At 59.3% G+C, this 24,867-nt stretch carries 21 protein-coding genes, 1 tRNA gene and 2 pseudogenes; 13 read left to right on the top strand and 11 right to left on the bottom strand.

Features of this window, described 5'->3' with window-relative positions; all coding sequences use genetic code 11:
- Positions 1-635 precede the first annotated feature (635 nt).
- A complete protein-coding gene (locus AC1HIL_RS36355) occupies positions 636-1,145 on the top strand; it encodes a type II toxin-antitoxin system RelE/ParE family toxin (protein ID WP_479668776.1) in 510 nt (169 codons plus the stop codon).
- Between the two features lie 446 nt (positions 1,146-1,591).
- Here the strand turns inward: AC1HIL_RS36355 and AC1HIL_RS36350 are convergent, their stop codons facing one another.
- Both AC1HIL_RS36350 and AC1HIL_RS36345 read right to left on the bottom strand, forming a co-directional pair.
- The gene (locus AC1HIL_RS36350; protein ID WP_479672804.1) at positions 1,592-2,398 is read right to left on the bottom strand and encodes a hypothetical protein; all 807 of its coding nucleotides are present in this window, start codon (positions 2,396-2,398) and stop codon (positions 1,592-1,594) included.
- Positions 2,399-2,671: 273 nt separating this feature from the next.
- Complete coding sequence (locus tag AC1HIL_RS36345) at positions 2,672-3,145, bottom strand: hypothetical protein (RefSeq protein WP_479668778.1); 474 nt, start codon at positions 3,143-3,145, stop codon at positions 2,672-2,674.
- Between the two features lie 91 nt (positions 3,146-3,236).
- Between AC1HIL_RS36345 and AC1HIL_RS36340 the strand changes: the two genes are divergently transcribed.
- From AC1HIL_RS36340 to AC1HIL_RS36330, 3 genes are all read left to right on the top strand, one after another.
- Positions 3,237-4,022 (top strand): SOS response-associated peptidase, encoded by a 786-nt coding sequence (locus AC1HIL_RS36340; RefSeq protein ID WP_479668779.1) that lies wholly within the window; start codon positions 3,237-3,239, stop codon positions 4,020-4,022.
- An 889-nt stretch (positions 4,023-4,911) separates the two neighbouring features.
- Positions 4,912-5,715, top strand: a complete 804-nt coding sequence (locus tag AC1HIL_RS36335; RefSeq protein ID WP_479668780.1) for a helix-turn-helix transcriptional regulator — start codon at positions 4,912-4,914, stop codon at positions 5,713-5,715.
- 89 nt (positions 5,716-5,804) lie between these two features.
- Positions 5,805-5,873 (top strand) — tRNA-Ile (locus AC1HIL_RS36330).
- Here AC1HIL_RS36330 and AC1HIL_RS36325 read toward each other — a convergent pair.
- Together AC1HIL_RS36325 and AC1HIL_RS36320 are read right to left on the bottom strand one after the other, a co-directional pair.
- Positions 5,852-6,328: a hypothetical protein gene (locus tag AC1HIL_RS36325; RefSeq protein WP_479668781.1), complete on the bottom strand. Its 477-nt coding sequence runs from the start codon at positions 6,326-6,328 to the stop codon at positions 5,852-5,854. The genes AC1HIL_RS36330 and AC1HIL_RS36325 overlap by 22 nt on opposite strands.
- 14 nt (positions 6,329-6,342) lie before the next feature.
- Positions 6,343-7,845, bottom strand: coding sequence for a type IV secretory system conjugative DNA transfer family protein (locus AC1HIL_RS36320; protein WP_479669643.1), 1,503 nt, complete (start codon positions 7,843-7,845; stop codon positions 6,343-6,345).
- Here AC1HIL_RS36320 and AC1HIL_RS36315 point away from each other — a divergent pair.
- Positions 7,730-8,680 (top strand): hypothetical protein, encoded by a 951-nt coding sequence (locus tag AC1HIL_RS36315; protein WP_479669667.1) that lies wholly within the window; start codon positions 7,730-7,732, stop codon positions 8,678-8,680. The genes AC1HIL_RS36320 and AC1HIL_RS36315 overlap by 116 nt on opposite strands.
- Positions 8,681-8,819: 139 nt before the next feature.
- Positions 8,820-9,446, top strand: coding sequence for a hypothetical protein (locus AC1HIL_RS36310; RefSeq protein ID WP_479668782.1), 627 nt, complete (start codon positions 8,820-8,822; stop codon positions 9,444-9,446).
- Positions 9,447-9,929: 483 nt separating this feature from the next.
- Here the strand turns inward: AC1HIL_RS36310 and AC1HIL_RS36305 are convergent, their stop codons facing one another.
- The 4 genes from AC1HIL_RS36305 to AC1HIL_RS36290 form a co-directional block, all read right to left on the bottom strand.
- On the bottom strand, positions 9,930-11,198 hold the full coding sequence (locus AC1HIL_RS36305) for a 5-methylcytosine restriction system specificity protein McrC (protein ID WP_479668783.1): 1,269 nt from the start codon (positions 11,196-11,198) through the stop codon (positions 9,930-9,932).
- A gap of 16 nt (positions 11,199-11,214) precedes the next feature.
- Positions 11,215-12,795 carry an McrB family protein gene (locus AC1HIL_RS36300; protein ID WP_479668784.1) on the bottom strand — a complete coding sequence of 527 codons (1,581 nt, stop codon included), beginning with the start codon at positions 12,793-12,795 and terminating at the stop codon, positions 11,215-11,217.
- Between the two features lie 2 nt (positions 12,796-12,797).
- A complete protein-coding gene (locus AC1HIL_RS36295) occupies positions 12,798-13,808 on the bottom strand; it encodes a DNA-methyltransferase (protein WP_479668785.1) in 1,011 nt (336 codons plus the stop codon).
- Positions 13,809-14,104: 296 nt separating this feature from the next.
- Positions 14,105-14,701 carry a recombinase family protein gene (locus AC1HIL_RS36290; RefSeq protein ID WP_479668786.1) on the bottom strand — a complete coding sequence of 199 codons (597 nt, stop codon included), beginning with the start codon at positions 14,699-14,701 and terminating at the stop codon, positions 14,105-14,107.
- Between the two features lie 187 nt (positions 14,702-14,888).
- Between AC1HIL_RS36290 and AC1HIL_RS36285 the strand changes: the two genes are divergently transcribed.
- Positions 14,889-15,587, top strand: coding sequence for a hypothetical protein (locus AC1HIL_RS36285; protein WP_479668787.1), 699 nt, complete (start codon positions 14,889-14,891; stop codon positions 15,585-15,587).
- A gap of 3 nt (positions 15,588-15,590) precedes the next feature.
- Here AC1HIL_RS36285 and AC1HIL_RS36280 read toward each other — a convergent pair whose 3' ends face one another.
- Positions 15,591-16,397: a hypothetical protein gene (locus AC1HIL_RS36280; RefSeq protein ID WP_479668788.1), complete on the bottom strand. Its 807-nt coding sequence runs from the start codon at positions 16,395-16,397 to the stop codon at positions 15,591-15,593.
- A 1,015-nt stretch (positions 16,398-17,412) separates the two neighbouring features.
- Here AC1HIL_RS36280 and istA point away from each other — a divergent pair.
- From istA to AC1HIL_RS36265, 3 genes and pseudogenes are all read left to right on the top strand, one after another.
- A pseudogene (gene istA, locus AC1HIL_RS36275) lies at positions 17,413-18,429 on the top strand (IS21-like element ISVapa3 family transposase); the annotation flags it as partial.
- 200 nt (positions 18,430-18,629) lie between these two features.
- Complete coding sequence (locus AC1HIL_RS36270) at positions 18,630-18,794, top strand: hypothetical protein (RefSeq protein ID WP_479668789.1); 165 nt, start codon at positions 18,630-18,632, stop codon at positions 18,792-18,794.
- A 219-nt stretch (positions 18,795-19,013) separates the two neighbouring features.
- Positions 19,014-22,052 carry a reverse transcriptase domain-containing protein gene (locus AC1HIL_RS36265; RefSeq protein WP_479668790.1) on the top strand — a complete coding sequence of 1,013 codons (3,039 nt, stop codon included), beginning with the start codon at positions 19,014-19,016 and terminating at the stop codon, positions 22,050-22,052.
- Positions 22,053-22,253: 201 nt separating this feature from the next.
- On the opposite strand, the gene AC1HIL_RS36260 is transcribed toward AC1HIL_RS36265, so the two are convergent.
- Entirely contained in the window at positions 22,254-22,592 is a 339-nt protein-coding gene (locus AC1HIL_RS36260) for a helix-turn-helix domain-containing protein (protein WP_479668791.1), read from the bottom strand.
- A 208-nt stretch (positions 22,593-22,800) separates the two neighbouring features.
- On the opposite strand from AC1HIL_RS36260, the gene AC1HIL_RS36255 reads away from it, so the two are divergent.
- Entirely contained in the window at positions 22,801-23,349 is a 549-nt protein-coding gene (locus tag AC1HIL_RS36255) for a helix-turn-helix domain-containing protein (RefSeq protein WP_479669644.1), read from the top strand.
- A gap of 446 nt (positions 23,350-23,795) precedes the next feature.
- Here the strand turns inward: AC1HIL_RS36255 and AC1HIL_RS36250 are convergent.
- Positions 23,796-23,996, bottom strand: a pseudogene (locus AC1HIL_RS36250) (YqaE/Pmp3 family membrane protein).
- Between the two features lie 169 nt (positions 23,997-24,165).
- Between AC1HIL_RS36250 and tnpA the strand changes: the two are divergent.
- Complete coding sequence (gene tnpA / locus AC1HIL_RS36245; protein ID WP_479668792.1) at positions 24,166-24,513, top strand: IS66-like element accessory protein TnpA; 348 nt, start codon at positions 24,166-24,168, stop codon at positions 24,511-24,513.
- Positions 24,510-24,842 (top strand): IS66 family insertion sequence element accessory protein TnpB, encoded by a 333-nt coding sequence (gene tnpB, locus AC1HIL_RS36240; RefSeq protein WP_479668793.1) that lies wholly within the window; start codon positions 24,510-24,512, stop codon positions 24,840-24,842. Before tnpA ends, tnpB begins: the two co-directional genes overlap by 4 nt.
- Positions 24,843-24,867 lie beyond the last annotated feature (25 nt).

Raw genomic sequence — 24,867 nt, 5'->3', positions numbered from 1 at the left:
GACTAACTTCACGAGCCCAAGGACATAGGCAGGTCAGCGCTGGAAGGGGGCGATGCCAACATGAGATTCGGACCACTTCGACCCTCAGCGCTGGAGCGCTGTCCGGCCACGTTGTTCCGTTGGGCAGAAGGCAGCAACTCTGGACCAACGGCGATCGCCAAGGCTCACCCAGTCCGACCACAGGTTTCGTTGTTCACGTCCAACCGTTGCCTCCTTGGTAGAAATCGCGGAGCAGACTCGGCGCAGCCCACTATCGATGGCGACTTGAGCGAGCAAAAAAAGAAGACTTCGGCCACCTGCGCAACAAGAGGTTCTTCCGGTGCTTGGATGGTCTGGACGGCTCCTACACCCATTTCGCACGGCCGAGGCCGTGCCCGCTGACTAGCGGCATTTCGATTTGCTTCTCCAGAATGTCGCGTCCAGGCAGGGAGGCCTATGGCTCGAGCCGCTCAGTCCGCGAGCAGGACTGGGCCAACCACACGACCCTGCCAGGCCATACTCAGGCCCGAGATAATTTTAAAGTGATATCACGTTAAAATTGTATAGCGGGAAAATTCAAGAAATCGTCCTCTAAGGTCGCGATTGCTGCACAGACCTCTTCAAAGCAGTGGGAAGTCTTCTTTCATGAAAAATTCTTGCCGGAGTTCCGTGCGTTCGATCCGGATGTGCGTCTCGAACTGACCGCCGCTGCCAAGGCCATCGAGTTGGCGGGACCGAAGACGGGACGACCCCATGTCGACACGCTCAATGGATCGAAGCATGCCAACATGAAGGAGCTGCGCTTCAAGGCTCACAACGGCTCGGAGATCTGGCGGGCGGCCTTCGCCTTCGATCCGCAGCGAAAAGCGTATGTGCTGGTAGCCGGCGGCAAGCAGGGGCAGGACGAGGCGGCGTTCTACAAGGCTCTGATCAACACGGCCGACAAGAGGTTCGACGCCCACCTGAAGAAACTCGCCAAGGACAAGAAGGAATCAACATTAGCACCACGCTGCGAAGCATCATCGAAGAGTTTTCCGTCGAGGATCAGAAGCTCATCCAGAGCAAAGCGACCGTCTTGGCAGAGGAGATGGTTCGTCATGCGGATTCATTGGCGGAGGTCCGCGCTGCGTTGGTCAAGACCCAGGAGGAAGTGGCGCGCGTTCTGAATGTCAGACAAAACGCTGTAGCTCAGCTGGAGAAGCGTTCGGACCTGCTGCTCTCTACATTGCGCAAGTACATAGAAGCAATGGGCGGAGAACTGGCCGTAGCTGTCAGAACTGAAACGGGCACTGTGATCATGCTTGATAGTCTGAGCTCCCTTGCCAAACCGTCGGCGCCGCGTCGCACGCGCGCGTCTGGCGTTGCGCGCAAGCGGCAGACTCGTCCTGCCGGCAAGGCCAAGGTCGAGCGCGGAGGGGCCGCTGTCGCCTGACGACCCGTTCGGGCAAGAATGCATCGATATGCTAGATGCAACCTGGCCAGTGCAGCGTGGGTGGGAGCCGCGGCTCGCGGCCGCTTCCTGAGCGAAGCCTGCGGCTAAGGACGAAGGCCGTTAGCTTGCCTCCTGCGCAACAAGTCTCTCAATCAAGAGAGACTCATCGGCTCAATGGGATCACGCGCCGTTGGCGCGTCGAATCACCACAGGACCGATGCCCTCGTAAACCGTCGCACCGTCCTTGAGCGACGTGACAGACCAACGCGCACCAGGCGTCACCTTGTAGTCGCCCGGCGCCATCGGCAGCTCGCGCATGTCTTGCACCTCGTCGCTGTACCAGACGGGTGTGACCAGCACCGAGGTCTCGGACAGGAAAAAATCAGCTTGGCTCATCCGGCGATTGTCGAGGTGGGGGGAGAAGACCGGGCACGTCGTACATGACCGCCCGGATGTGATCGCCAGCGTTGCGGTCCCAGTCACCATAGTGTTGGCCGATTTCGGCACACATGCCGACCACAAGTTCGGCAAATTCAAGGAGGGTAGGGCGCAGCGGCTCGTCCGGCGCCAGCTCGCCGGCCCGTCTGGCCATGGCCGCGTACTCGGCCTGGATGTCCACTTCAAACCGGCCGAACTTCGAAGAACGCCTCGTCGGTGTCCCCGAGATTCTCGAAAGCCCGCGGTTCGTGCGGCGTCATAGGCCTTGGCCCAGCGCTGCGCCAGCGCAAGCTCGTCCTTCGTGAGGTCCGCACCGCTGGACTCATAAGCGTTCTGGTAGGCACGCAGCGCCGGTACCACATCCTCGCCGAGCTGGCGCTCGAGCTCACGCGTGAAGCGCTGCTCGGACACATGCACGACATCGGCCGTGGCGTGCGGGTAGTCCAGGAGCTTGGTGATGAAGGCAACGCGGTGCGGCTGCAGCAGGATGTCGAAGTTCAGCGGCGTGTCGACCACCGCCTCGACCTCAAAAAGTTCAGTGTTGTTCATGGCGCATCCAGTCAAGGCTTCGTGCCTTCTGTGTGGTCCGGTTGTCGATGAAGAAGGTTGAGGTCAACACGGCGGGCCGCGGGGGAATGAGGCCCTTACTGCGATCGCGAAGCAACGACGTCCGCCCGCCCGCGCCGCGCCAGCGGCAAACGACGGATCGCTCGCGTCGAAAGGAAACACCCGCTAAGCGGTGGCAAGCGTGGACTCTTTGGAACGACGCCCTTCAGGCCGGCCGCCGGGTTCGCAGACAAGGAGAAGGCGCCAATTTGTCCATCAAAAGGGCAGCGCACAGAAGGTCGCCCGGATGTGATCGCCAGCGCTGCCGTCTCGCGGATGGCGGTACTGCTCCGCGGAGGCTGCGCACAACTCCGCGACGCCGTGGGCAAATTCCTTGAGATCTTCCGGAAGCGGCTGCCCGTGATCGATCAGGCCGATGTTGCCGGCCAGCGTGCGGAATTTCTGCTCCGCTTGGACTTCGAAGCGGTCCGCGCCCGAGTCGAAGCCGAAGCGCTGACGCGCACACTCTTCGGGAGGCCGATGGCTCAGGAAGGGGTACACCGCATCGGCTTCGAGCGTCAGGTATTCGATGTCGACGCGGCCCTGATGCAGGCGTTGGTACTCGTCGCTGAAGCGCCGGGTCCAGTCGCGCTTGGCGTCACGTCGCGTCGCAAGGCGGATGAACTCCCCATTGGAAACGGGGTCGTCGAGCGCCGACTCGGCGCCGGGCAGGGGCGGGGGGATGTCCATGGATAATCTCCAATAACTGTATAAAAATACAGTATCAACCCGCCACAACCTGACCGTCAATGGGTTTCCGAGCGCAGAATTCAGCCGAGCCATGTGCACCCGCTACATCACCCCCGAAGACCGCGAAATCGAGGCTGCCTGGTACATCGGCGCTCGCAGCGCGGAGCGCTGGATGCGCAGCATGCGGCCGCTCTCCACCGGCGTCTTCATCCGCCGTGATCGCGAGCGGACCGAGTACGCGCGTGAGTTGGTGGCAGGGCAATGGGGGCTGATCCCAGCGCACTCGCCGAGCCATATCCCCCAAAACAAGCCGCGAAGAGGCGAGACGAAGTCCAAGCGGCTGTCGACCTACAACGCCCGATTCGACGGAATCGAGAAGAAGCCGACCTTCAAGGATGCCTGGGCCCACAGCCGGCGGTGCGTGATCCTGGCCGACAGCTTCGATGAGCCCTGCTGGGAAACTGGTGCCAACGTGTGGTGGCGCTTCAAACGCACGGATGGCCGCCCTTGGGCGCTCGCGGGCTTGTGGAGCCCATGGCTGGACCGCGAGACCGGTGAGATGTGGGAGAGCTTCACCATGATCACGATCAACGCCAACCTGCACCCGATCATGGCCAGGATGCACAAGCCAGAGCTCGACAAGGCGACGAAGAGGCCACTTGAGGTGCAAGACAAGCGCTCGGTCGTCGCCATCGAGGAGCACGACATCGACCGCTGGCTCACCTGCTCACCGCAGGAGGCCCGAGAGATGGTCGAACTCATCCCCGTACATCTCATCGACGCGGCACCGGCACCGGCACCGGCACCGGCACCGACCGAGCCCGAGGCGGCCGAGGCAGGTCAACAGCGAGAAGTCGAATCCTCGGAAGAAGGCTAAGCTTCCACCGCGGCCCATGGCGGAAACTGACGAGCCGAGGGCCGTGCTACTGTCCAGTGGATGGCATTCGAGACACGGAGTCCAGTGGGCACTCGGTGCGACCGCAGAGTGCCAGGCAAAGCAACACATCGGTGCTGACTCCTGCGCTACTTGGCCTCAGCAGTAGTGAGAGCGCCGACGGCTGTGATCGCGTTGCCTGACTCGTTCGCCATACCTGGCTCGACATCACGCCATTGTTTCGGGGTTGTAGAGCGAACTTCCTCCCTTGAGGATGTAGGGCAGGAAACAGCGGCGTGTTTACGTGCGCGGAACGTACGAGTCGCTCAGAACATTTCCGAGCCTCTGGATGTCATGCACGAATGGCCGTGCTCAGCATGGTGGAAGGTGCTGTACGAGCTGGTGAACCGTCGCTGGTTTTAGGCATGACGCGGCGTACAGCGTGATGAGTCTGTCAGTACGAACGGCGTTAGCGCATTTACGTGCCGTGTGATCCCCCGGTGAAATGGCTCAGGCATTGTTTGCTCGACCCGGCTGATCCTGCGCGTTTGTTGCTCGGGCTCGTGCAGTTCCCCGTGGTGGAGCCCTGAGAAAGAGCATGGCGCGATGCGCCCGCTTCGCGCGGTCCGCCGTGGTGAGAGCTTTTCTGCCACGTCGATATTGGCTTTCTTGCCTATTTCCTCATCGGCAGTTGCACAAAGGTATTCATCGCGCGCAGCGCAACTTTTCGACGCGTGGCCCCCGCTTAAGCATTGGCGGAAAGGGTGGAAGTTTTGTCGCTGCGTTGCGAGAACGCCCTTTCTAGACTGCGCTCGAGTAAACCGAGAAAGCAACGGCCTCACTGCAGCACGTCACAAAAAGCCCGGCATCACCTTCGATAAGGAAACCATTCATGCGCAAGAAAAGGAATCGGCCATTCCTTGAGCGACGCCCAGGCGGCAGCCTTCGGCTCTACAAGCCTCGAGTGAATGAGGACTTTGCCTCACCTTTCGAATTTATCCTGAACATGGAGAGGGCACTGGTCCGCGCCAACAATCTACAGACCAAGTTCGACGTGATCGCGCGGTACGCGCGACGGCTTGGCTTCGAACGTTGCGCCTACGGCGTCAGAATTTTTGACTCGTTCACGCGCCCGAAGACGCGCATGATCAACAACTACAGTACAGCCTGGCAGCAACGTTACCAGGAAGCGGGCTACCTCGCCATCGACCCAAGCGTGGCGCACGGCTTGCGATCCCATGCACCGCTCGTCTGGAATGCCGAGCTCTTCAGAAGCGTCCCTCAGTTCTGGGACGAGGCGCGCGAAAGCGGGCTGCGCTACGGATGGGCCAAATCATTCTTCGATCCTGACGGATCCGTGGGCATGATGACAGTTGCTCGATCCCACGAAAAGCTCACGTCCACCGAACTTGCAATCCTTGGCTACCAACTTCACTTGCTGGCCGATGCCGCTCACCGGCACTTGTCGGCTCAGGTTCGAAGGGACGAGCCTGACGACTTTCCGTTCTTGTCAGATCGTGAGCTCGAGGTGTTACGTTGGACGGCGGATGGTAAGACGTCGGAAGAAGCCGGCATCCTGCTCGAGGTCTCTCCCAACACGATCAAGTTCCACATGAAGAAGGTGATCGAGAAACTTTCGGTGGCCAACAAGGTAGCCGCTATTGCACGCGTTGTGGGCCGCGGTCTGCTTGTGTAACTACGTGGCACGCCCATTAGACCCAGCGTGCCATTTGCCTAAGCACAACGAAACTCGCCGCGTGTGCCTCGAACCAACTGTTTCTCGTGGGGCGAACTTAGTGGTTCTACGGACTCATACTCCGTTGGTCGCTGGTTCAAGCCCAGCACGGCCTACCACCAAATACCGCGCTCTTACTCGAGAGTGTGCTATGAAAAATATAGCATACGTTGCTCGATCGGTTGAATGTTTGCTTCTTTGTCACGATGCATGTCACGATACACGTGAGATCGTCTGAGACATTTTGAGTCGTCGTGCGGTCGTTCGCGCTGTTCAACGTCGGCGGCTGGTAGTCGAAATGCTGGAAATTCGGTCGAGTGCCGAGCGGTCCAGCGGTCCAGCGGTCCAGCGGTCCAGCGGTCCAGCGGTCCAGCGGTCCAGCGGTCCAGCGGTCGAGTACCCGAAGGGCGATGCCGAATTCATCTGGGCCAAGCAATTCCTGCGCGAGCTGGAAGGGGGCTTCGGCCACTGGCGCGGTCACCTTGACCTGATCGACGAAGTCGCCGACGACATCGAGCGCAGCCGCGCTGTCGGAGGCAACGGCAAGTTTCAATGATGGCGTGAAGGTCCGCATGGCGCTTGTCCCGGTCACGCGGGCCGGTAGCCCTCGATATAAGACCACTCTCCCGTCTGATGCTGCGGCCAGTGCGCGAGCGACGCAGGCACGCGCTCGGTGATGACGCGTGCCCAGCCCGGTTTGCGACCGGCAATCGGCACCCGATCATGGGGAGCGTGATAGGGGTTCGGCAAATACCCACCTGCCATCTCCGGACGGGTGAAATACGGGTACTTGTTCGCCCGGATGGCCCCGCCCAGCCCGAGGCCCGAGATGAACAGGAGCTGTTCGCTCTCCGGCATGTTGAGTACTTCGTCCGGCGTCATCAGCGGGCGCTGTTGCCTGCTGCGATAGCGCGCGGCGTAGGCGGTTTGCGCGATGGCGATGCCGTAGGAAACAGGGTCGCCGCCCGAGAGCAGTTGATCGACGTATTGCGCGGTCTGAATCCGCGCCTCGTGCTGCTGAAGCCTCTCGTCGTAGAAGAGCGTCTGTTGCCCCAGCATGTCCGACACCATCTGCGCCGTGTCGAGATCGCGCACGCCGAAGAACTGGCGGCACTGGCTGGAGCCGATGAAGGTGGACAGCGCGGCACGGCCATAGGCGCGTTCGATCTGCCCTATGTCCTGCCAGTAGGACCAGGTGCGCAGCCCCATGCCGCGACCGTAGCTGTACGAGCGGAGCAGCGTCTCGAAATTGCCGAGCTGCGCCGCCTCGTCAACGGCAAGCAGGACGCCGGGCGCTGCCGGGTGCCGGTTCTTGTAGAGAATCGCCGTGCCGAAGATCGCGCGCTGCACCGGGGCCAGGAGGCCGAGATATTCGGCGGGGATGATCAGGTAGACGTTGCAGTCCTGCTGGCACAGCACTTCGAGCGAGAAGTCCGATGCGCTCAACGCATCGCGGATCTTCGGATCGCTCAGGGGCTGGACGGCCTCGTAGATGCTGCTGATGATGCCGCTGTATTCCTTTGGTGCCTCCCGGCGCTTGCTGTCCATCTCCTGTGCGATGCGCCGGATGTCGGCATCCGGCATCGACATCATCTGGTCCTTGAGCGCGGCCCAGCCTGACGGGTCGTCCAGCATGTTGACGAGGGTCCAGAAGACCGCGAGGCTGATCGCGTCGCGGGTCTGACTCGCACCCGTCAACGCGACGTATGTGCGGATGAGGGCTTCCGCGACCTCGCGACCCCGCCGCGCCCAGAACTGATCGCCCGTCGCGGGCAACGGAATCAGATCGGCGACGAGCAGCTTTACATCGGCGTGGAGGGTGGGCGAATCCTTCTTGAGAACGTTCCATGCGTTGACGCGGTGACGCGGCAGGCCATGCAGCCCGAACGGGTTGAAGCAGTAAGTGAGGTTGCGGTCACGAAATTCTGGGCATACCCGTTGGAATCGGTTGGAAGCGGGAACAGGAGGGCCTAGCGTGGCGGATGCAAAAGCAGGCGACGATTGGGTGGACCCGACGGTGGCCAGGCGACTGCTGCTCGAATACCGAGAAAAGCTTGGGGTCGAGGGCGGATCAGAGATCGCACGCCGCATTCGAGAGCACACCGGTGGCTTGATAAATGGCTTCAAAATCAGCCACAAGACCATCGAGAACCGGATGAACAACCGGGGTGGTCCGCCCAGCGGGGTGACATTGACCATCCTCGCGCGTTTCTTTCGGACCCACCATTTCCAGACACTAGTGCCTAGCGCGAAGGACTACTTGAGTTCCGACGGCCGCTTCTGCAGGATCGCAGAGGCGCTGTTTGACCTATACGGCGCTGCGGATCATGCATCGGAGATGGTGAGGAGCAATGCCAAGATCGGCGGATGGTGGAGTGCGGCGCGCGTTCTCAACAGGAATAGTCCGGGACCCAGCTTTCTCTGTATTACCCCCGTTGCAAATCGGCCGTTCTCCAAAATCCACGTCCTGATCCGCTCTGACGAAGTGCCGATCGGCTCAGGCTTGGCCTTTCCGTTGGGAGACGGTCAGCAGCGCGGCGAGTACTTTGCCAGGAGCTATTCGAAGGAGTTGTATTTCCGCGAGAAGGCTTTGCTATTGAGCCAGCCCCTCGCAGGCCCGAACTCATCTAACCTTAAGTGCACATTTACGCCCCGCGACAATCCCGTTCCGTTTCCGGGATCGGCGTATATTTCCGTTCATTTCTCGTCCGCGAAGGAGGCCTCAATTCCCGTGGAAATCCGAGACACCTTCGACCGCTGGAATCAGGATGCCCTCCCGCGCAACCTCAGTGCGCTCGGCCTTCTTGCGGAAGGGTCAAGAATTGACGGCGGTGGCGTCATGGACAACCCCGGGGAGGCGTTTGCCGCCGTTCGAAAGCGCGATATTGAAGTGTCGAGTTTGTTCAATGCGGACAATTTGGACTAATGCGCCTCGCTTGGGGTTTGCCCGGGTCAGGTTCACGCCAGGAAGAAATCGGTCCGAATATCTTGATTTTCTTCCATTAATAGTGTTATGCCACCTGGAGACGCTTTATTAGGCTGGCTCCAGCAGAGAGAAGATTGGCGTGACAGTAAAGAAGAATAATGAAATTGTTCTTTCCATCGGTTCGGAAGTCGTTGTTCGAAGCGGTCAGGCACAACTTCGCGTGACTTTTAGTGCAGGCTCTGGAACGTTTGATATCCGCAGTGACTTGCCAAATCGCCTCTATGTGCCAGTCGGAAAAGACAGTCAACTGGTCATCACTCCCCGAATTGGTGAAGTCGTCGAGAAAGGATGGAAATACGCTGGAATATCCCCGACGACGGGGTATCCGTTATTTGTTGCCACAGTCGATCAATCGTTGTGCAGAACCTGGAAGGAAGCCACGGACGAGGCTGCCGCCCTGCGCGGATTTGATGGCTATGACGGTAGCAAGCAAAAGAGCCATTGGGATGTTGAAGCCGCGCGGCGCAAAGACGCCCACGACCACGGCATACGGCTGCCCTCATCGCACGAATGTCGCAACAATCTTTATCCGAATCGACAGGAAATCGGCGGATTTAAGTCTGGTGCCGATAGTTCACCGTCATTGTATTGGTCCTCAACATGGATGACGCGAACGGAATCTGTAGCCATCAGTTTTTCGGACGGACAGTCTGACGGGGAATTCGATAAGCGCAACTTCTTTTGGGTTCGCCTCGTCCGCAGCTAGCCATGGGTGGAGGGGGCTTGATGGCCACCGGTGAGCATAGGATCGAAGCCAAGGCGACGAAGCGGGCGTGACTGGACGTAGTACAGGCATGCGTGCTGAGGAGACTTGGCGCGGACCGCAAGATGTGTTCTGTACTACGTCCAGAACCGTTTGTCCTACGGCCAAACCATCTTGCCAAAGGGGAAGTGCCTCCCCTGTTGGATACCTCCGCTGATGGCGCGGGCCTCGGCATCGAGCCTCATCCGCACCAGTGCAACGTCTGGCCGTTGCATCACCAGTCAGGGCCTTCGAGCCCCGACACCCTGATGAACCTCATCGCGGTTCAATTGCGACCGAGGAGCTTTCCGCGCTCCCCGGACCCCCATCGGGCAAGGGCTGAGACTTCGCTCTCCCCCTTCGCACCCCCCCCCATAGACCAACCCTGCGCGGATTGGATGCGCGTTATTTCCCGGGTTCTGCCACCGATCCAGAGCACCTGCTTGGCTACGCAGGGGCGGGCAACCCTTCATTCACCAGCTCCGCAATCTTCGCCACCATAGTGCTGAGCGATTGTTTGATGTCGCTAGAAATGTTCAGTCTGTAGTGATAGAAGGACTCGCCGGTCGCTATTTTGCCGACGAGTTCTAAGCCTTCTTCGCCCTCCGTCGCTGGCGAAATCCAGATGCCTGACCGCGCCTTGCTGGCGAGCACGTGGCTGATCAACTGATACCGATCGTTCTCGGAAATTTTCGGCTTGTATTTGACCTCGCCGATTGCGACAGCCTTTCTATCGTGTCGGAAAATCAGGTCCGGTTTAATCAAAAATCGCTTGGTATCCGAAAATAGTGGAAGTTGATACCGGGGCAGATTCCCATCAACCGTTGTAAATTGGTGATTTTGATCGGCCTTTTGAAAAGCATTGCGAACAAAACTTTCAAAGACCCTGTCCAGCGAAAACAGAAACGAAGGCATGGTTCTGCCATGCTCGGTGTGAGCAAAACCAACCTGAGCGAATCCACACTGAACGGCATACACCGACAAAGCGCCTCGATAAGCCGGTTTCAGCCAGGCGGGCAGCATTGACATTGCAGACTCTTGATCGTCAGCGTTCATGCGAACCGTCTTCACCCGATCCAATGCACTAAGCGCTTCCATCATAAGACGCCTATCGTGAAGCCAATCACTTGTCCTTGGAATTATTCTTATGAAATCAAGGCAGGCAGACCGAATCAAGCGGTTTGGCAGCAAATCTGCAGAAAACAAAAAGGCGTCTGCAACGACATTGACTTGATTGCCGCGCGAGAGGTACGTCCCAAAGGTCAGGCCAAAATTTACCTTGGGCCGGTAATGTCCGTGGAGCGACTCTGCATAATAGCCTCTGGCGATACCCAACGAAAGGATTTGTCGCAGATAGTGGCAGAAACTTCGAGCCAGCAATAAATGAGGCGCGGAGACGTTTGCAATCTCGTACGACCGAAGGACAGGCAGTATTCTTTCGTAAGTTTCATCAGCCACGCTCAGCATTTCCCAAAGATTGCTGAGCGGAAATTTGGGCTGAATATTTAGGACTATTTCGCTTGTTAGAGGTAGATAGCCGATTAATCCGAGAGCCCTAAGCTCGATACCGTCGGCAACGTCTCTTAGATCGATCGCGGACAGAGCCCTAGTGGCTGAAAGGATTCGAGAGGCCCCGGCGAGGTCGAACAACCTATCCCTAGGAAAAATTCGGGCCTCTCGCTCATGCAGTACGACGACCTGTTGAGGGTTGGCCATTTACTGACGATAGGAGCTACGCTTCTTCATTGGGCGGGCCATTAGGGGGCTCGGCCTCTTCGGCGGTTTGGAGCAGCGCCTCGATGCTCGCCACGGTGGCGTCATATGTGGGCCTGTCGTGTATTAATGCTCTCCGCAGAGCAAGGCGAACTCTTCCAGTCCACACAGCGGCAAGATCGTCGATTGTCTGTACCCGAAGGAAATTCGTGTGCCCGAAGCCATTAGGAAATGCATTGTTGAGAATGCTGAAGACTTGCATTGTTCGATTGACAATGCCGGGGCCGATCTCGTGGCTCTCCAGGTGATTTCGAAGAATTGCGGCGTCGGGTTCAATTTCAATGACCCAAAATCGGCGCAGAAGAGCGTCATCCAAGTCCGTGACCGAGCGGTCGTAAGGATTGGCTGTGGCGATTAAGACCAGATTCTTTGGCAGCTTGGCCAACTTGCCAGAGAACGGCAGTGTGAATTCTTGCTCCCGGTAGTCGAATTCGAGGTATGTAAGAACTTCCCCGAAGATCCGGGCAACATCCCCGCGATTCAACTCGTCGATGACGACAACGAAACGATTTTCAGGCGCTGCAGCAGCCTTGGAGGCAAACGACAGAAACAGCCTAGGCGCGAGTTCGTATCGAATTCCTTGTCCATCCTGGGTTTCGCGGGGTCTAAACCCCTCGATAAAATCGTCGTATCCGATTGCAGGATGAAATTGGAGCGTAAGGATCTTCTCGGGATCGTTCTCAGTTAACGCAAGGGCAAGACGTTTTGCATGGTGCGTTTTACCCGTGCCAGGCGGTCCGGCCAGAAGGAAGGCCAGACTTTCATCAGCCTGTATTGCCCCGATCACGGCTGTCAGCACCGGATCGTCCGCGCTGAGGCCTGTAATTGCAGGCACTTCATGCGCATGGTTTTCAGGCGGAGGGGCTGCAATCGAAGCTGCCAGCTTCGGGGCAAGCTGGGTTAAGAATTCGTCATTCGTTGGCCGATTCGCCAAGAGTTCCGGCCAAGGCAGAGGTGGGTCAGAGAGTCTAAAACGGCCCTGATACGCGGGTTTGAATTGCTGAAGGTTTAGCTTTGCAAGAAGATCATCAAAGAGCCCCTGCCAGCTATTGACTTCGTCCGGTACGCCATCGAATGCGTAGAGCCAGACTAGGAGGTTTTCAAAATGAAAAGTCTCCGGAATCTCTTCTTCAAATCGTGGCCGGAAGGCGGGCGTTAACTTAACAATGGCCTTGGTGCCATCTATCAGTCCCTGCATTCTCATCTCGCGGTAGCCCCGAGACGAGAATAGGTTACCCCACATTTTTGTGTCCTGCTGAATCACAAAATCATCAGCGAACGGACCTCTGTTCCAGGTCACACCTTTAAGCCGAGGGCGAAGAAGATTATTGCCTCGCGGCAATGGCGAGAGCCCTATTAAATCTCCGTTGAAATACCGATCTAAAAACTGATCGGTTCCGACGCCCTCCGACATGTTGACCAATGCTTCTTCGCCAATATCATTGGCCGCAAAGACAAAGGCCGGGAGAAGCCAATTAACGTTGTAGTCCTGAAGTCCTTCAATTGCTTGTTTGATTGTGTCTATTTGGAAGTAGCGCACAATCACTCCGACTTAGAAATGCCTGGCTTACGAAAGTTTGCTTTGTTGCCCGCCCATGATGACCACAGCGGCGAGGGGTCCTTAAGCCGCTGCGTGAGCTGCGTCCATGACAGCGCCTTGTGGCCGTCCGCCTCCAGCGAACTTTCGATGTAATCCACGTAATCCGGACTCATATCAATGCCTACGACGTTGCGATCATTCGCCAGTGCCGTAAAGATGGTCGTACCGCTGCCCACGAACGGGTCAAGGACATGCCCACCCACGGGACTACCCACCTGAATGCATCGACGAACGAGTTCTGAAGGAAAAGCCGCATTATGGTTGGCACGCCGGTTTCGCTCAATGGGAATGTTCCAGACATCTTCCTCGACGAGCATGGACCGGTCAAAACTATAGAAGCGGCTTTTCGTGAACATGAATACATGCTCATACTGCCGGTGAGGCCTGTCCCGGGCGGTTGGCTCAACGAAGGCGTTGCATCTGTTCCAGATGATCGAACTACGGAGCGTCCATCCGCGTTCCTGCATCGCGAATGCCACTTTCCAAGGTATCCCGATCATGCTCTTTTTCGGAATGTCCCAGCCGCTCTTGTCAACAGGTCTTACCTTGGTACGAAAGAAGTTTCTCGACGAGCATTTAGGATCGCTTCCGTGCGGCTGGCCATTGCCCGAATAGTAGGTATCCCCAATATTAAGGAAGAACATACCTTCCGGATGAAGAGTTCGTTTGACCTCGTCAAATACCTCCATCAATTTGTCGATGTAAAGCTCAACAGACTCTTCATGGCCGAGTTGGCCGTCATATCCGTAGTCACGGACCCAGTAATACGGCGGAGACGTTACAGCGACATTGAATGTGTCTGAGGGAAGCAGGCGAAGCGCTGCCGCCGAGTCACCTTGAATGAGTCCGGCGACGTGTTGCGCGCCGCTCAAAAATCCGTAGCGACCGTCCGGTTCGGCTGTCTTGGCGCGGTATGCTTTGCTGCTTCGAATTTCTTTTGTTGTTGAAGACAAAATAGCTCCTCAATGAATGATGGAAAACTCACAAGATCAAGGGGTGAATTCCTGGATCAGTGCTTTGTACTTGGTGTTTCTGTGAAGAGGTCGCCCTGTCCGTCAGGCTGTTTGCCTATGAAATCGCGCATGAAATCTCTGATGACGTCCGACGCCACCAGGTCCTGGGTCCGGCACGCGCGCACGAATGCTTCCCGAAGCTCTTTCTCCACTCGGATTCGCATTCCACAGTCTTTGACTGACATCGTGCGAGCATACCCCATGGATACACAATTGTGTATCCACTCCAGCGCCAGCTAGCGCAGGCTCGCACGACCGGGCAGCCCCGCGCTTTCATGCGCGCGAAGCTTGGCTACAGCCCGCCGGATCGTAGTCTTGCTGACCTCCATGCGACTGGCGATGACGTCCAGCGGAAGGTCGTCGCGGATGGCCATGCACTGCACTCGGTACTCCTGGGATGTTGTAAGCGCGGGCGGGCGTCCGGGCTTACGTCCCTTGCGCCGCGCCGCCTGCATCCCGGCCTTCGTTCGCTCGGAGATGAGTGCGCGCTCAAATTCCGCGACAGCTCCGGTAATGTGAAACAGGAGTTTGCCCGCCGGGGTCGTTGTATCGATGCAATCCGAGAGAGAGCAAAACCCGATCCCGCAACGCTCCAGATCTCCAAGGATTGCGATCAGGTCCTGAAGCGACCGTCCGAGCCGGTCAAGCTTCCAGACCACGAGTACATCGCCGGTACGGAGCGCCCGCCTTGCCGCCTGGAGCGCTGGCCGGTTGCTATCCGTTCCTGATTTTTTCTTATCGAAGACCTTCTCGCATCCGGCCTTCGTCAGCGCGTCGCGCTGAAGGTCGAGATGCTGGTCGTCGGTGGAGACTCGCGCGTATCCGATCTTCATGGTGCCTACCTCTCTCGCAGGCAGGCACCAGAACCAGGGTCACACAGCCGCACTAACTGTTCCTCTACGGAACCTTTGTGGACTCTACGCAGGGCAAACCAGGGGAGTCAATCACCATCACGGTTCCGCACGCAACAGACGCGGTGCAGCGCGGCGTTCCAAAAGGGTTCGTTTTTGGAACGCCTTTATGTTCAAGCGATTGCTTCTCCTCGCCCTTCCTACTTTGCTCACCGTCTTCAGCACCGCTCGCGCCGCCGATGTCGGGGAATGCGCCCCTCCCGAGGCGATGACCGCCAGGCTGAAATCCGAGGATCAGCACTCGGTTGCCTCGGCGCAGATGATTGCGCCCGACAAGCGCCTGTTCAGCATGATCTTCACGATGAGCGGTGACCGGAAGGTAGGCTACATCATCAAGTCCGATCAGCCACTGGGCGAGAGGGCGGGGCAGTTTTGCGTTTACGAACGTCTTGCCGACATACGCCTGTATGACGCCCGCGCCGCTGGCGTTCCGGGCGCTGCGCTGCTGAGAGCGCCGGAAGTCGATGCCATCGAGAACTGCAAGCGGCTTCAGGCAGCAGGAAAATTCCCGCAGGGAAATTGCTCGTCTCTCAACCAGATCCTTCGGCGCGTCGAGCCTCTCGGCGAGCGCGTGATGATGCAGGGGTTCACCGTGGCGAAGGGGACGGCAGGCAGCTATCAACCCGCAGGCGGGCTTGTGACGGTGTCCGGCAATGTCAGCGGCAGCATCAACGACGATCCGGCGCGCCCATCACGCGGGATCGTGGGCGGCATCGCCTACAGCTCTCTGCCCGACGGCGCGACGATCCTCAATGCGACGCTGGCGTATCCGAGATACACCGAGTTCGGTCTTGCCGGGCTGAAGTGAAAGTTAGATATCCAGGCCGCTCGCCTTGAGTTCCGGTGCAGCGGACGGCGGGGTCTGACGGGACACCGGCTGCGCGGGCGGCGCGGCGGCGGCAAACATGTTGCCGAGGTCAGGCGCTGACTGGAACGATGCCTTCCGGCTCTCATCAAGAGATGACGCGGCGGAAACCCCAGAGCGGGCCTGTTCCGCTGAAGCGACCGGGGCATGCCCCTTGTCGAGGTGGTTCTGGGCCGCTGCCGCATCCACGGCACGGCCAACGCGGGATCGATCAAGCCTTGCTTCTTCGTCGGCTTCCGCCGTCGTCAATGTCCCGCGACCGCGTTTGTCTTCCAGTTCTTTCTTGCGCCGGACGCCTGCTTTGAAGGCGTCCTTTTCATCTTCGTTGATGAGGCCCTTGCGCACGGCCCAGTCGGCATAGGCGTCGTCATGCTCGATGACGTTCTGGCGCGCCCTCTGTGCTTGCTCGTTCGTCATCTGCACACCGCCGACCGTGGTCATCTGCGCGTTCCAGCGGGCGAGGCTGGCCAGCTCGCGCGCTTCCTGGGCTTGTCGGCCTTGCTGGTCGCGCTGCGCCTGCTGGCGCAGCTCAGCGTCGCCGACCGTCATGCGACCGGCGGCGAGGGTGGCTTTTCCTGTCGTGGCTTGTGCCCCGAGCAGGATTTTCGAAATGTCGTGAAGGTCGCTTTCAGGCGCGTCGGTGTCGGCGGTGATGTTCGCGAATTCCGGCAGATCGCTACGCCGATCCGCCGCAGGTTCCTTTGCTCCCGCAAGCGAGCTCCGAAGACCTGAACCTGGCTCTTGCTCCGCCATGAACCCATTCCCCATATTGATTTACGCCTTCCGGGCAGCCTCAACTTAAAGGCGAGGCCGGATACAAACAGCTTACGGAAACGAGGTTAAAGACTGGTTAATGCCGGAGTCTCCAGAAGACCGCCTGTTGAGCTCAAAAATCGGTGGATAGCGCTAACGGTCCCTTCTATTGATGCCACTCATAGTGGTACGACGGTCAAGATTGAAATCAAAAATACAAAAGAAATGAAGGGGACTTCTGATGCCACTACTGAATATACGCTGCCGTATCCTTTCGGCGGTTGGCATTTTATTGATCTCCCTATGCGCATGGTCGACTTGTTCTTCTGCGCAGTATCAGACCTATTACTACAGCGGGCCAGCCTTCAACGTCCCGAACTGCCAATTATCTTACCCGCCACCTTCTTCGCCGACCACTTGTGCGTCTGGTTCGATCTACGGCAGCGTCGTTTTAAGAATGCCTGCCGGATATACGGGTGGTGTAGGGCAAGGCTCAGACATTGTTCTATACAGTTACACGGCGGGCGGCATCGGCAATGTCTCCAATGCGTCTTACAACCCCAATGAAGCGAATAGGTACGACTTCATAAACGGGCAGATGGTCGATTGGGATATTAGCGTTGTAACTAACCCCTCATTTATGGGGGCGTACACCTACATCCATTCCCTAAGAACTTCGGGTGATCCTAACGGGAGCACTCAAGCTTGGAGAACAGATAGTTCCGGCGTACAAGTAGCTTACGGCCGGTCACTCTACCTGTCCGACCCACCCGGGTCGTGGTCGAACGGAAGCTCTATAGGCGCTTTTGACAGCCCAACAGCGCATCCCGGTGGAGCAGGTTGCGGTTCACCGATCAGTATCGGCGTCGGCAATATGTACGACTCCTACACCGACTACGAAACCGCAGGATGTTGATTTCCATCCAGAAGTGACACACTCGGCCCGGTGATTTCCATCTAAATCTGACCCACGTGATAACCCTAACCTGCTGCTTTTAGCAGCAGGAGCACAGGAGTGATTGACGTGGCGACACTGAGTGTCATCAGACGTTGGGCACTGCGAGAGCAACTGTCCATCCGAGAGATAGCCCGGCGCACTGGCTTGTCTCGCAACACCATCCGCAAGTACCTTCGCGAGGGCGAGGCGGCGCCCAGTTACGCGAAGCGCATCAGCCCGAGCAAGCTCGACGCGTTCGCCGAGAAGCTCGGCGGCTGGCTCAAGAGCGAGGCGTCCAAGTCACGCAAGCAGCGGCGCACGCTGACGCAGATGCACGCTGACCTGGTGGCGCTGGGCTATCAGGGCTCCTATAACCGCGTGGCGGCCTTTGCACGAGCGTGGCATGCGCATCGCCACGAGGTCCAGCAGACCACCGGGCGAGGCACATTCGTGCCCCTGGCCTTTGGCCCCGGCGAGGCATTCCAGTTCGATTGGAGCGAGGACTGGGCCCTCATCGCTGGCGAGCGTACCAAGCTGCAGGTGGCGCACTTCAAGCTCAGCCACAGCCGCGCGTTCATCGTGCGCGCCTACCTGCTGCAGACCCACGAGATGCTGTTCGATGCGCACAACCGGGCCTTCGAGGTGCTCGGGGGCGTGCCTCGGCGCGGCATCTACGACAACATGAAGACCGCCGTGGACAAGGTACGCCGCGGCAAGGAGCGCGACATCAACGCGCGCTTCAGCGCCATGGTCAGCCACTACCTGTTCGAGGCCGAGTTCTGTAACCCGGCCTCCGGCTGGGAGAAGGGCCAGGTCGAGAAGAACGTGCGTGATGCGCGCCACCGGTTGTGGCAACCCGTGCCGGCGTTCGCCACGCTGGCACTGCTCAACGACTGGCTGGAGGACCGCTGCAAGGCGCTGTGGAGCGAGATCGTCCACGGCAAGCTGCCAGGGACCGTGGCCGATGTCTGGTCGCAGGAACGCCCGCTACTGATGCAGATCCCCAGACCCTTCGATGGTTTCGTAGAACACACCAAGCGCGTCTCGCCCACCTGCCTGGTGCACTTCGAGCGCAACCGCTACAGCGTTCCGGCCTTCACCGCCGCAGCCTCGATAGTGTTCACGTGTCCGCCAAGAAATAAGTGGAGTAGTGAACACGATGCTCCTAGGCCCGCTGGCGGGAATCAAGATGGGTTGGCCGGACGCTTACCGAGCAACGAAACAGCGGTCATTCGGGCATTCAAGGTACTGATGCCCGCGTCGAGAGGCCTGTTCCAGGGCAGAAGTGGCTGGTCATGACAGCGGCGTTCAACGTCCGGTCTTGGCGAGAGCGGTTGCTCAGGCGGTCCGGTGTCGCGAAGATCGTCGAGGCATGCGTCGCGCCCTATGTCGGCCCCGACGCGGCGACTGAGGGGCAACTGCTGGAGCACCTGATCCTCAAGCACCGCCTGTCGCCTTAGCCGATGACCGAGCGGGTCATCAAGAAGCACATTGACCCCATGGCCAAGCAGTTCGTCGCGGCGCTTCAAGAGGCCGTGCCCGAGATTCCGTTGAACCTGATGTACCACGTCAAGTGGCTGCGTAAACTGTAGAACGCTTCGTAGCACAGATTCCCGAAAACCGGTGGCAAGCGCGTTACGAAGCCCTGTTGCCATCGACTCTCCCGCGAGAAAACTCCCATGCCTAGCCTCCATGATCTCAGCTTGGCGTATCGAAAGGCCAAAGTTGATTTGTACTACTCGTCTCACGCCTCGCTGGACGCGATTGCAGACTACGAGGACGAGCTGCAAGCCAACTTGACCGCACTGCTGGCCAAGATCCAGGGCGAAGACGAGTTGTGGGTCACGCAAGCTGACTTCCTCGGCGGCTGGACGCTTGCCACGAAGTCGGTGGACATGCTGCCCGATAAGCCCGAGGGGGTTGATAGCTGGGAACAGTTTCGCAAACAGCACGGCAACGGCCTGATCTTTTCCTCGCCGGCCGATGAATGGGCGCACGCATGCAGCCTGCTGGCCGACGGTACAAAGCCGCAAAAGCCCAAAGCCGAATTCCGGGTGATGGCCCAATGCAGCCTGAACTTCCATGTGCTGTCCACCTTGTGGATGCTGGAGGTTGGTCACCTGTTCGACGCCAAGCTGACGGCCTGCGCCTACGGCAACCGCCTGCGCCGCAAGCAGGATGGAAAAAGCATCAATCCGCTCTCGCTCGGCTCCTTCGAGCCTTACCTGAAACCCTTCCGCGACTGGCGAGACAAGGGCATAACGGCCATGCGTACCGCGCTGGAGGCCGGCAAGAAAATCGTGGCGCTTACGGCGGATGTCAGCTCGTTCTATCACGAGCTGAACCCCGGCTTCATGCTCGCCCCCGCCTTTGTGGTTAAGGTGCTGGAGCTGGAGTTGTCGGAAACCCAGTCCAAGCTCCACCGCCTCTTCATTCAGGCATTGCGCGCCTGGGCCGCCGCCACGCCGCTCAAGAAGGGCCTGCCCGTCGGCCTGCCCGCCTCGGCCGTGGTGGCCAACGTGGCACTGGCTGAACTGGACCGCATCGTTGAACAGCAACTTTCGCCGCTGTATTACGGCCGCTATGTGGACGACATCCTTTTGGTGATGGAGAACGGCGCCAGCTTCCGCTCGACCGCCGAACTGTGGGACTGGGTGTTCGCGCGGGCCGGTGGCAAGCTGGGCTGGACGGATCAGGAGCGCAAGCAGATTGGCTTCCAACCCGCCTACCTGAGCGACAGCCAAATCCGCTTTGCCAACGCCAAGAACAAGGTGTTCATCCTGGCGGGCGAGCCGGGCAGGACTCTAGTGGACGCCATTGCCCACCAGATTCACGAACGCGCGAGCGAATGGCGCGCCATGCCGCGCTTGCCGCACTCGGCCAGCCATGTGGGCACCGACCTGTTGGCCGCCACGCAAAGCGATGGCGAGGCGGCCGACAACCTGCGCAAGGCCGATGCCCTGACCATGCGCCGCGCCGGCTTTGCGATAAAACTGCGCGACTTCGAAGCCTACGAGCGCGACCTGCTGCCGGACGCCTGGCGGGCGCACCGCCAAGCCTTCTTCCGAGCCTTTGTGGAGCATGTGCTGGTGCTGCCGCAGTTCTTCGACTTGGCGGTCTACATGCCCCGCGTCATCAGGCTGGCCACAGCGTGTGAAGACTTCGAGGCCCTGCGCAAGATCCTGCGGACGCTGGAACAACTTTGCACTCAGGTGACCGAGCACTGCGAGCTGGGCATCAAGGCCTGCCCGAGCGACAGAGTGCCGCCTGCGACAGAGCTGATGACGCGCTGGCAGAAGCAAATCTACGCCACCGTGCGCGAGAGCATCAGCGCCGCGTTTCCGCCACGTTTGTCGAAAGATGGGAAAGCTGCCTGGCAGGCGCACATGGACGGCTACATGCCCGCGCTTGATTTCGCCGCTCTGCTGGACTGGTATCTTTCGCCCAAGGGCTTTCAGACCCAGCAGGCACGCCTGTTCTCCTTCGATTTGGCGCACATGCCGTTTCGCTTCATTGGGCTGCCCCAGGAAATGGTTGCCCAGCGCGGAATCCCGGCCAGGAAGACCTTGGCCGCCTGTACCCATGCGGCAGAATTGCTGCCGGACACGGTGCTTGATGGCACGCGACACTTGGCTAAGTGGATCCGCTTCAAAGGCTTGCCGCATGGCCTGCTGTTCGCCACTAGGCCGTACAACCTGCCGGAGCTGTTCATCCTCAACAAGGCGGCGTACGAAGCGGCTCAGCGCGAAACCATGCAGGCCGTGGTGCTCGCGGTGCGGGGTTTCAAGCTAGGCGATGCTGCGCCCGTCTTCGACAAACACGACGTGCTGCAGATCCCCGATGGCCAGCCCAAGCGCCGGTACGGCATTGCTGTCTCCAGCTGGAAGACCCAGATGGCGAGTTGGACAGCCTCGGTCATGCGCATGCCTGACCCAGATGTGGATCGCTACGCCCGCCTGTGCCGTTTGCTCGATGGCGTGATCGCCCAGCCGCAACACAGCCGCTATCTCGTGCTGCCCGAACTGGCCTTGCCTGCGCACTGGTTCATCCGCATCGCCCGCAAGCTGCAGGGGCGCGGCATTTCACTGATCACCGGCATCGAATACCTGCATGCCAGCAAAGGACGGGTACGCCACCAAGTGTGGGCCGCGCTGTCGCACGATGGCCTAGGCTTCCCCTCGTTGATGATCTACCGGCAGGACAAACAGCGTCCGGCCTTTCACGAAGAGCAGGAGCTAGAGCGTCTGGCTGGGCTCGAACTGAAGCCGGACAAGGTCTGGAAGACACCACCCATCCTGCAACACGGCGACCTTCGCTTCGCCCTGCTGGTCTGCAGCGAGCTGACCAACATCAGCTACCGCGCCGCTTTGCGCGGCAGGGTGGATGCACTGTTCGTGCCCGAGTGGAACCAGGACACCGAGACCTTCAACGCCCTGGTTGAATCCGCCGCACTGGACATGCACGCATACGTCGTCCAGTGCAACGACCGCCAGTACGGCGACAGCCGCATCCGCGCGCCGTTCAAAGAGAGCTGGCAGCGCGACCTGCTGCGCGTGAAGGGTGGTATCACCGACTACTGCGTGATCGGCGAGATCGACGTGCAGGCGCTGCGCGCCTTCCAGAGCAGCCACCGCTCCCCGGCCAAGCCCTTCAAGCCGGTGCCGGATGGATTCGATATTGATCTCAGCCGCAAAGTATTGCCGGCTGGAGAGGGCTGAGCGCCGCAGTTCAAACGAGCAGCTACACCACTTTGTGCAATGAAAACTGTACGCGGCAAACGACCGCGGATCGGGAGCCCCGACATTCCGAAACCTGAATCTGCAGTTGACCGCTTGAGGCCGGGCAGCTTCTTCGAAGCTAGGTCCGCTGCGGGACTTAGTTGGCTGCACGCTTTGTCAAAAACGCATTCCCAGCCTTGTTCAGGACTGGCGCCTCGTCGGTGGTTCAAGCGTTTTGACGAAATCGAGGAGCAAGTTGCGTTGCTTCTTGTTGAGCTGACCGAATCGAAGAATTATTTCGGCCAAGTCGTCGTCAGATGCGTAAAAATAAGCAAGCGGTACGCCAAGCTCATCTGCAAGTCGTTGTGCGAAAGAGATATTCGGCTCATGAATTCCGCTCTCGTAGCGAGATATACGCGCGCTTGCTGTGCCTTCGTCGAGCCCAGCTTTCACGCCCAATTTGTCCTGCGGTAGCTCTGAGGCTAATCTCGCCAGCCGCAGGCGAGTGCCAAAGACTGAATGGACATTTAGGTTACGCACTCTACGATAGTCGTAGTGTCTTATAGATGTGTCTCTACGTTTATCGTAGAATTGCCAAGCCAGATAAACTTTTCACGGATCCCGCGTGTCGAATCGAGTGATCGCATCACCTCTGCCAACCGCTCAGAAGCTGCAGTTGCCCATCTCGGTGACACGTGCGACAGCGCCACAGCCTGCGCGGGTCGCGCACAACTCGTGCGCGTCACGCATCGGCACGGAGGTCCGGGCGCTTCGCATGGCAGCACAAACTTCGGCCTCCAGGCTTGCCCAACTTTCGGGTGTATCTGCCTCGTTGCTCTCACGCATCGAGCGCGGCTTGGTCTCGCCTTCAGTGGAGACATTGGATCGGCTCGCGCATAGCCTGGGGGTGCCGGCGTCGCGTTTGTTAAGCGTCCAGGAGCGCTGCATGGACTTCTGCCATGTTCCAGCCGGGCGCGGCCTCGTGGTAGACCGGATGGGCACAATGACGGGCCATCGTCGCGAAGTGTTGGGCCATCTCCTGTCGGGCAACCTGTTCGCGGAACCCCACTTGGTGACGCTCTTGCCCGATGCTGAGCCCTGTGCGACTGCCCAGCACTCTGGGGTCAAGTTCCTGTACTTCCTGTCTGGCGAAGTGACGTACCGCTATGGCAGCAAGACGGCTTTGGTAAGGGCAGGGGACTCGTTGCTGTTTGATGCCACTGCGCTCCATGGAATCGAGGCGATTGACAGCGGGCCCGTGTCGTACTTGTCTGTTGCGTTGACGCTGCGCAACTGATATGGGGGACCTCGTGACTCAGCACCGAACTTCGGGCAGTTTCAAGCAGGCTCGGTGACCACCGAGCCTGGCGACTCGTTAGTCAACTGTTGGGGTTGACGGAATGAGCCGCCGAATTGCTTGATCGGGCGCTGCGCCGACTGGGCGCGCGATCTCAAGTTCTTCAGATTGGAGCGCTGAACAAGGCGCGGCAACTACCCACTCGGTGGCGCCGAGTGATGTTGTATGCCGTCACAGTGGCTCCATCTCTAACAACGCTCGCCGAGTTCGATTCCGAAGCGCCTTCTTCGAAGTTGAATGCTGCCGTAGCAACGCAGTCTTCACGCGCTCCGTTGAGGAGTTCGGCATGCCGAACGGGCCACCTCCAAGCGGCGGCCGGGACTCAAAAAGCCTTCTGATAACGGCGGAGGCTACTCGGTGCCCGAGAATCGCTTGCAGACGACCCCTCACGTCCCTCTGCGAGCGCTCAACGCCTTTTCGATTTTGCGATCGGTCTTGTACTGACTGAGCGCATACACGGCCCAGATCGCAGCCGGAAGTCAACCGATAAGGGTGACCTGCAAAATCAAACAGATGATCCCTGCGATGGGGCGGCCGATCGTGAAGAAGGCGACGAAGGGAAGAAGTATGGCCACGATGAGACGCAAGATGTTTTCTCCGTGGTTGGTCTAGCCACGATCCTGCCAAAGTACGGGCCGGCGGACATAGCTTCTCCTCACGATCTATCCGCCCACCGTAAGCGCGCGGTGATCCCGTCTTGAGCTTGACCCCGGTGTCTACGACGATGGTGTCCACCAAGGATTTAGGTGGACACCTATGGAACACTCCAAGCGCGTGAGCCGGCGCCGCCACGCGGCCGAACTGAAGCGGCAGGTGCTGACGGCGTGCGCGGAACCTGGAGCGTCTGTGGCTCAAGTGGCGCTGGCCCATGGCCTGAACGCCAATCTCGTTCACAAGTGGCGGCGTACGGTCGACGCGAGAGGCGTCGATCCGAAGAGCGGCAATCAGCAGGCCGAGTTCGTCTCGCTCACACTGGCTCCTGACCTCGCCGTCGCGAGCGACATTCACCTTGAGATTCGCCGAGGCGCGATCGCGGTGAGCGTGACATGGCCGCTGAGCGCGTCAAACCAATGCGCCGCCTGGCTGCGCGAGATCCTCAGGTGATTCGCGTCGACGCGCTGTGGCTTGCCATTGAGCCGTTGGACATGCGTGCGGGCACCGAAGCAGCGCTGGCACGCGTGGTTCGTGTCTTTGGCGCCGCGCGCCCGCACCACGCGTACCTGTTCGCCAACAGACGTGCCAATCGCATGAAGGTCCTGGTGCACGACGGCATCGGTATCTGGCTGTCGGCACGACGCCTGCACCAGGGCAAGTTCGTCTGGCCCAAGGACAGCGACACCACGCTCAGCTTGACCCCTCCCCAGTTCGATGCACTGGTGCTCGGACTGCCGTGGCAGCGTATCGGCGAAGCTGGGGTGATCTGCGTGCTGTAGTGCAATTGCCGAATGTGCTGATGCG

This window comes from Variovorax sp. ISS6 (genome assembly GCF_056523145.1).
The sequence above is the reverse complement of the archived record's forward strand: the minus strand, read 5'-3'. Positions and strand labels throughout refer to the sequence as shown.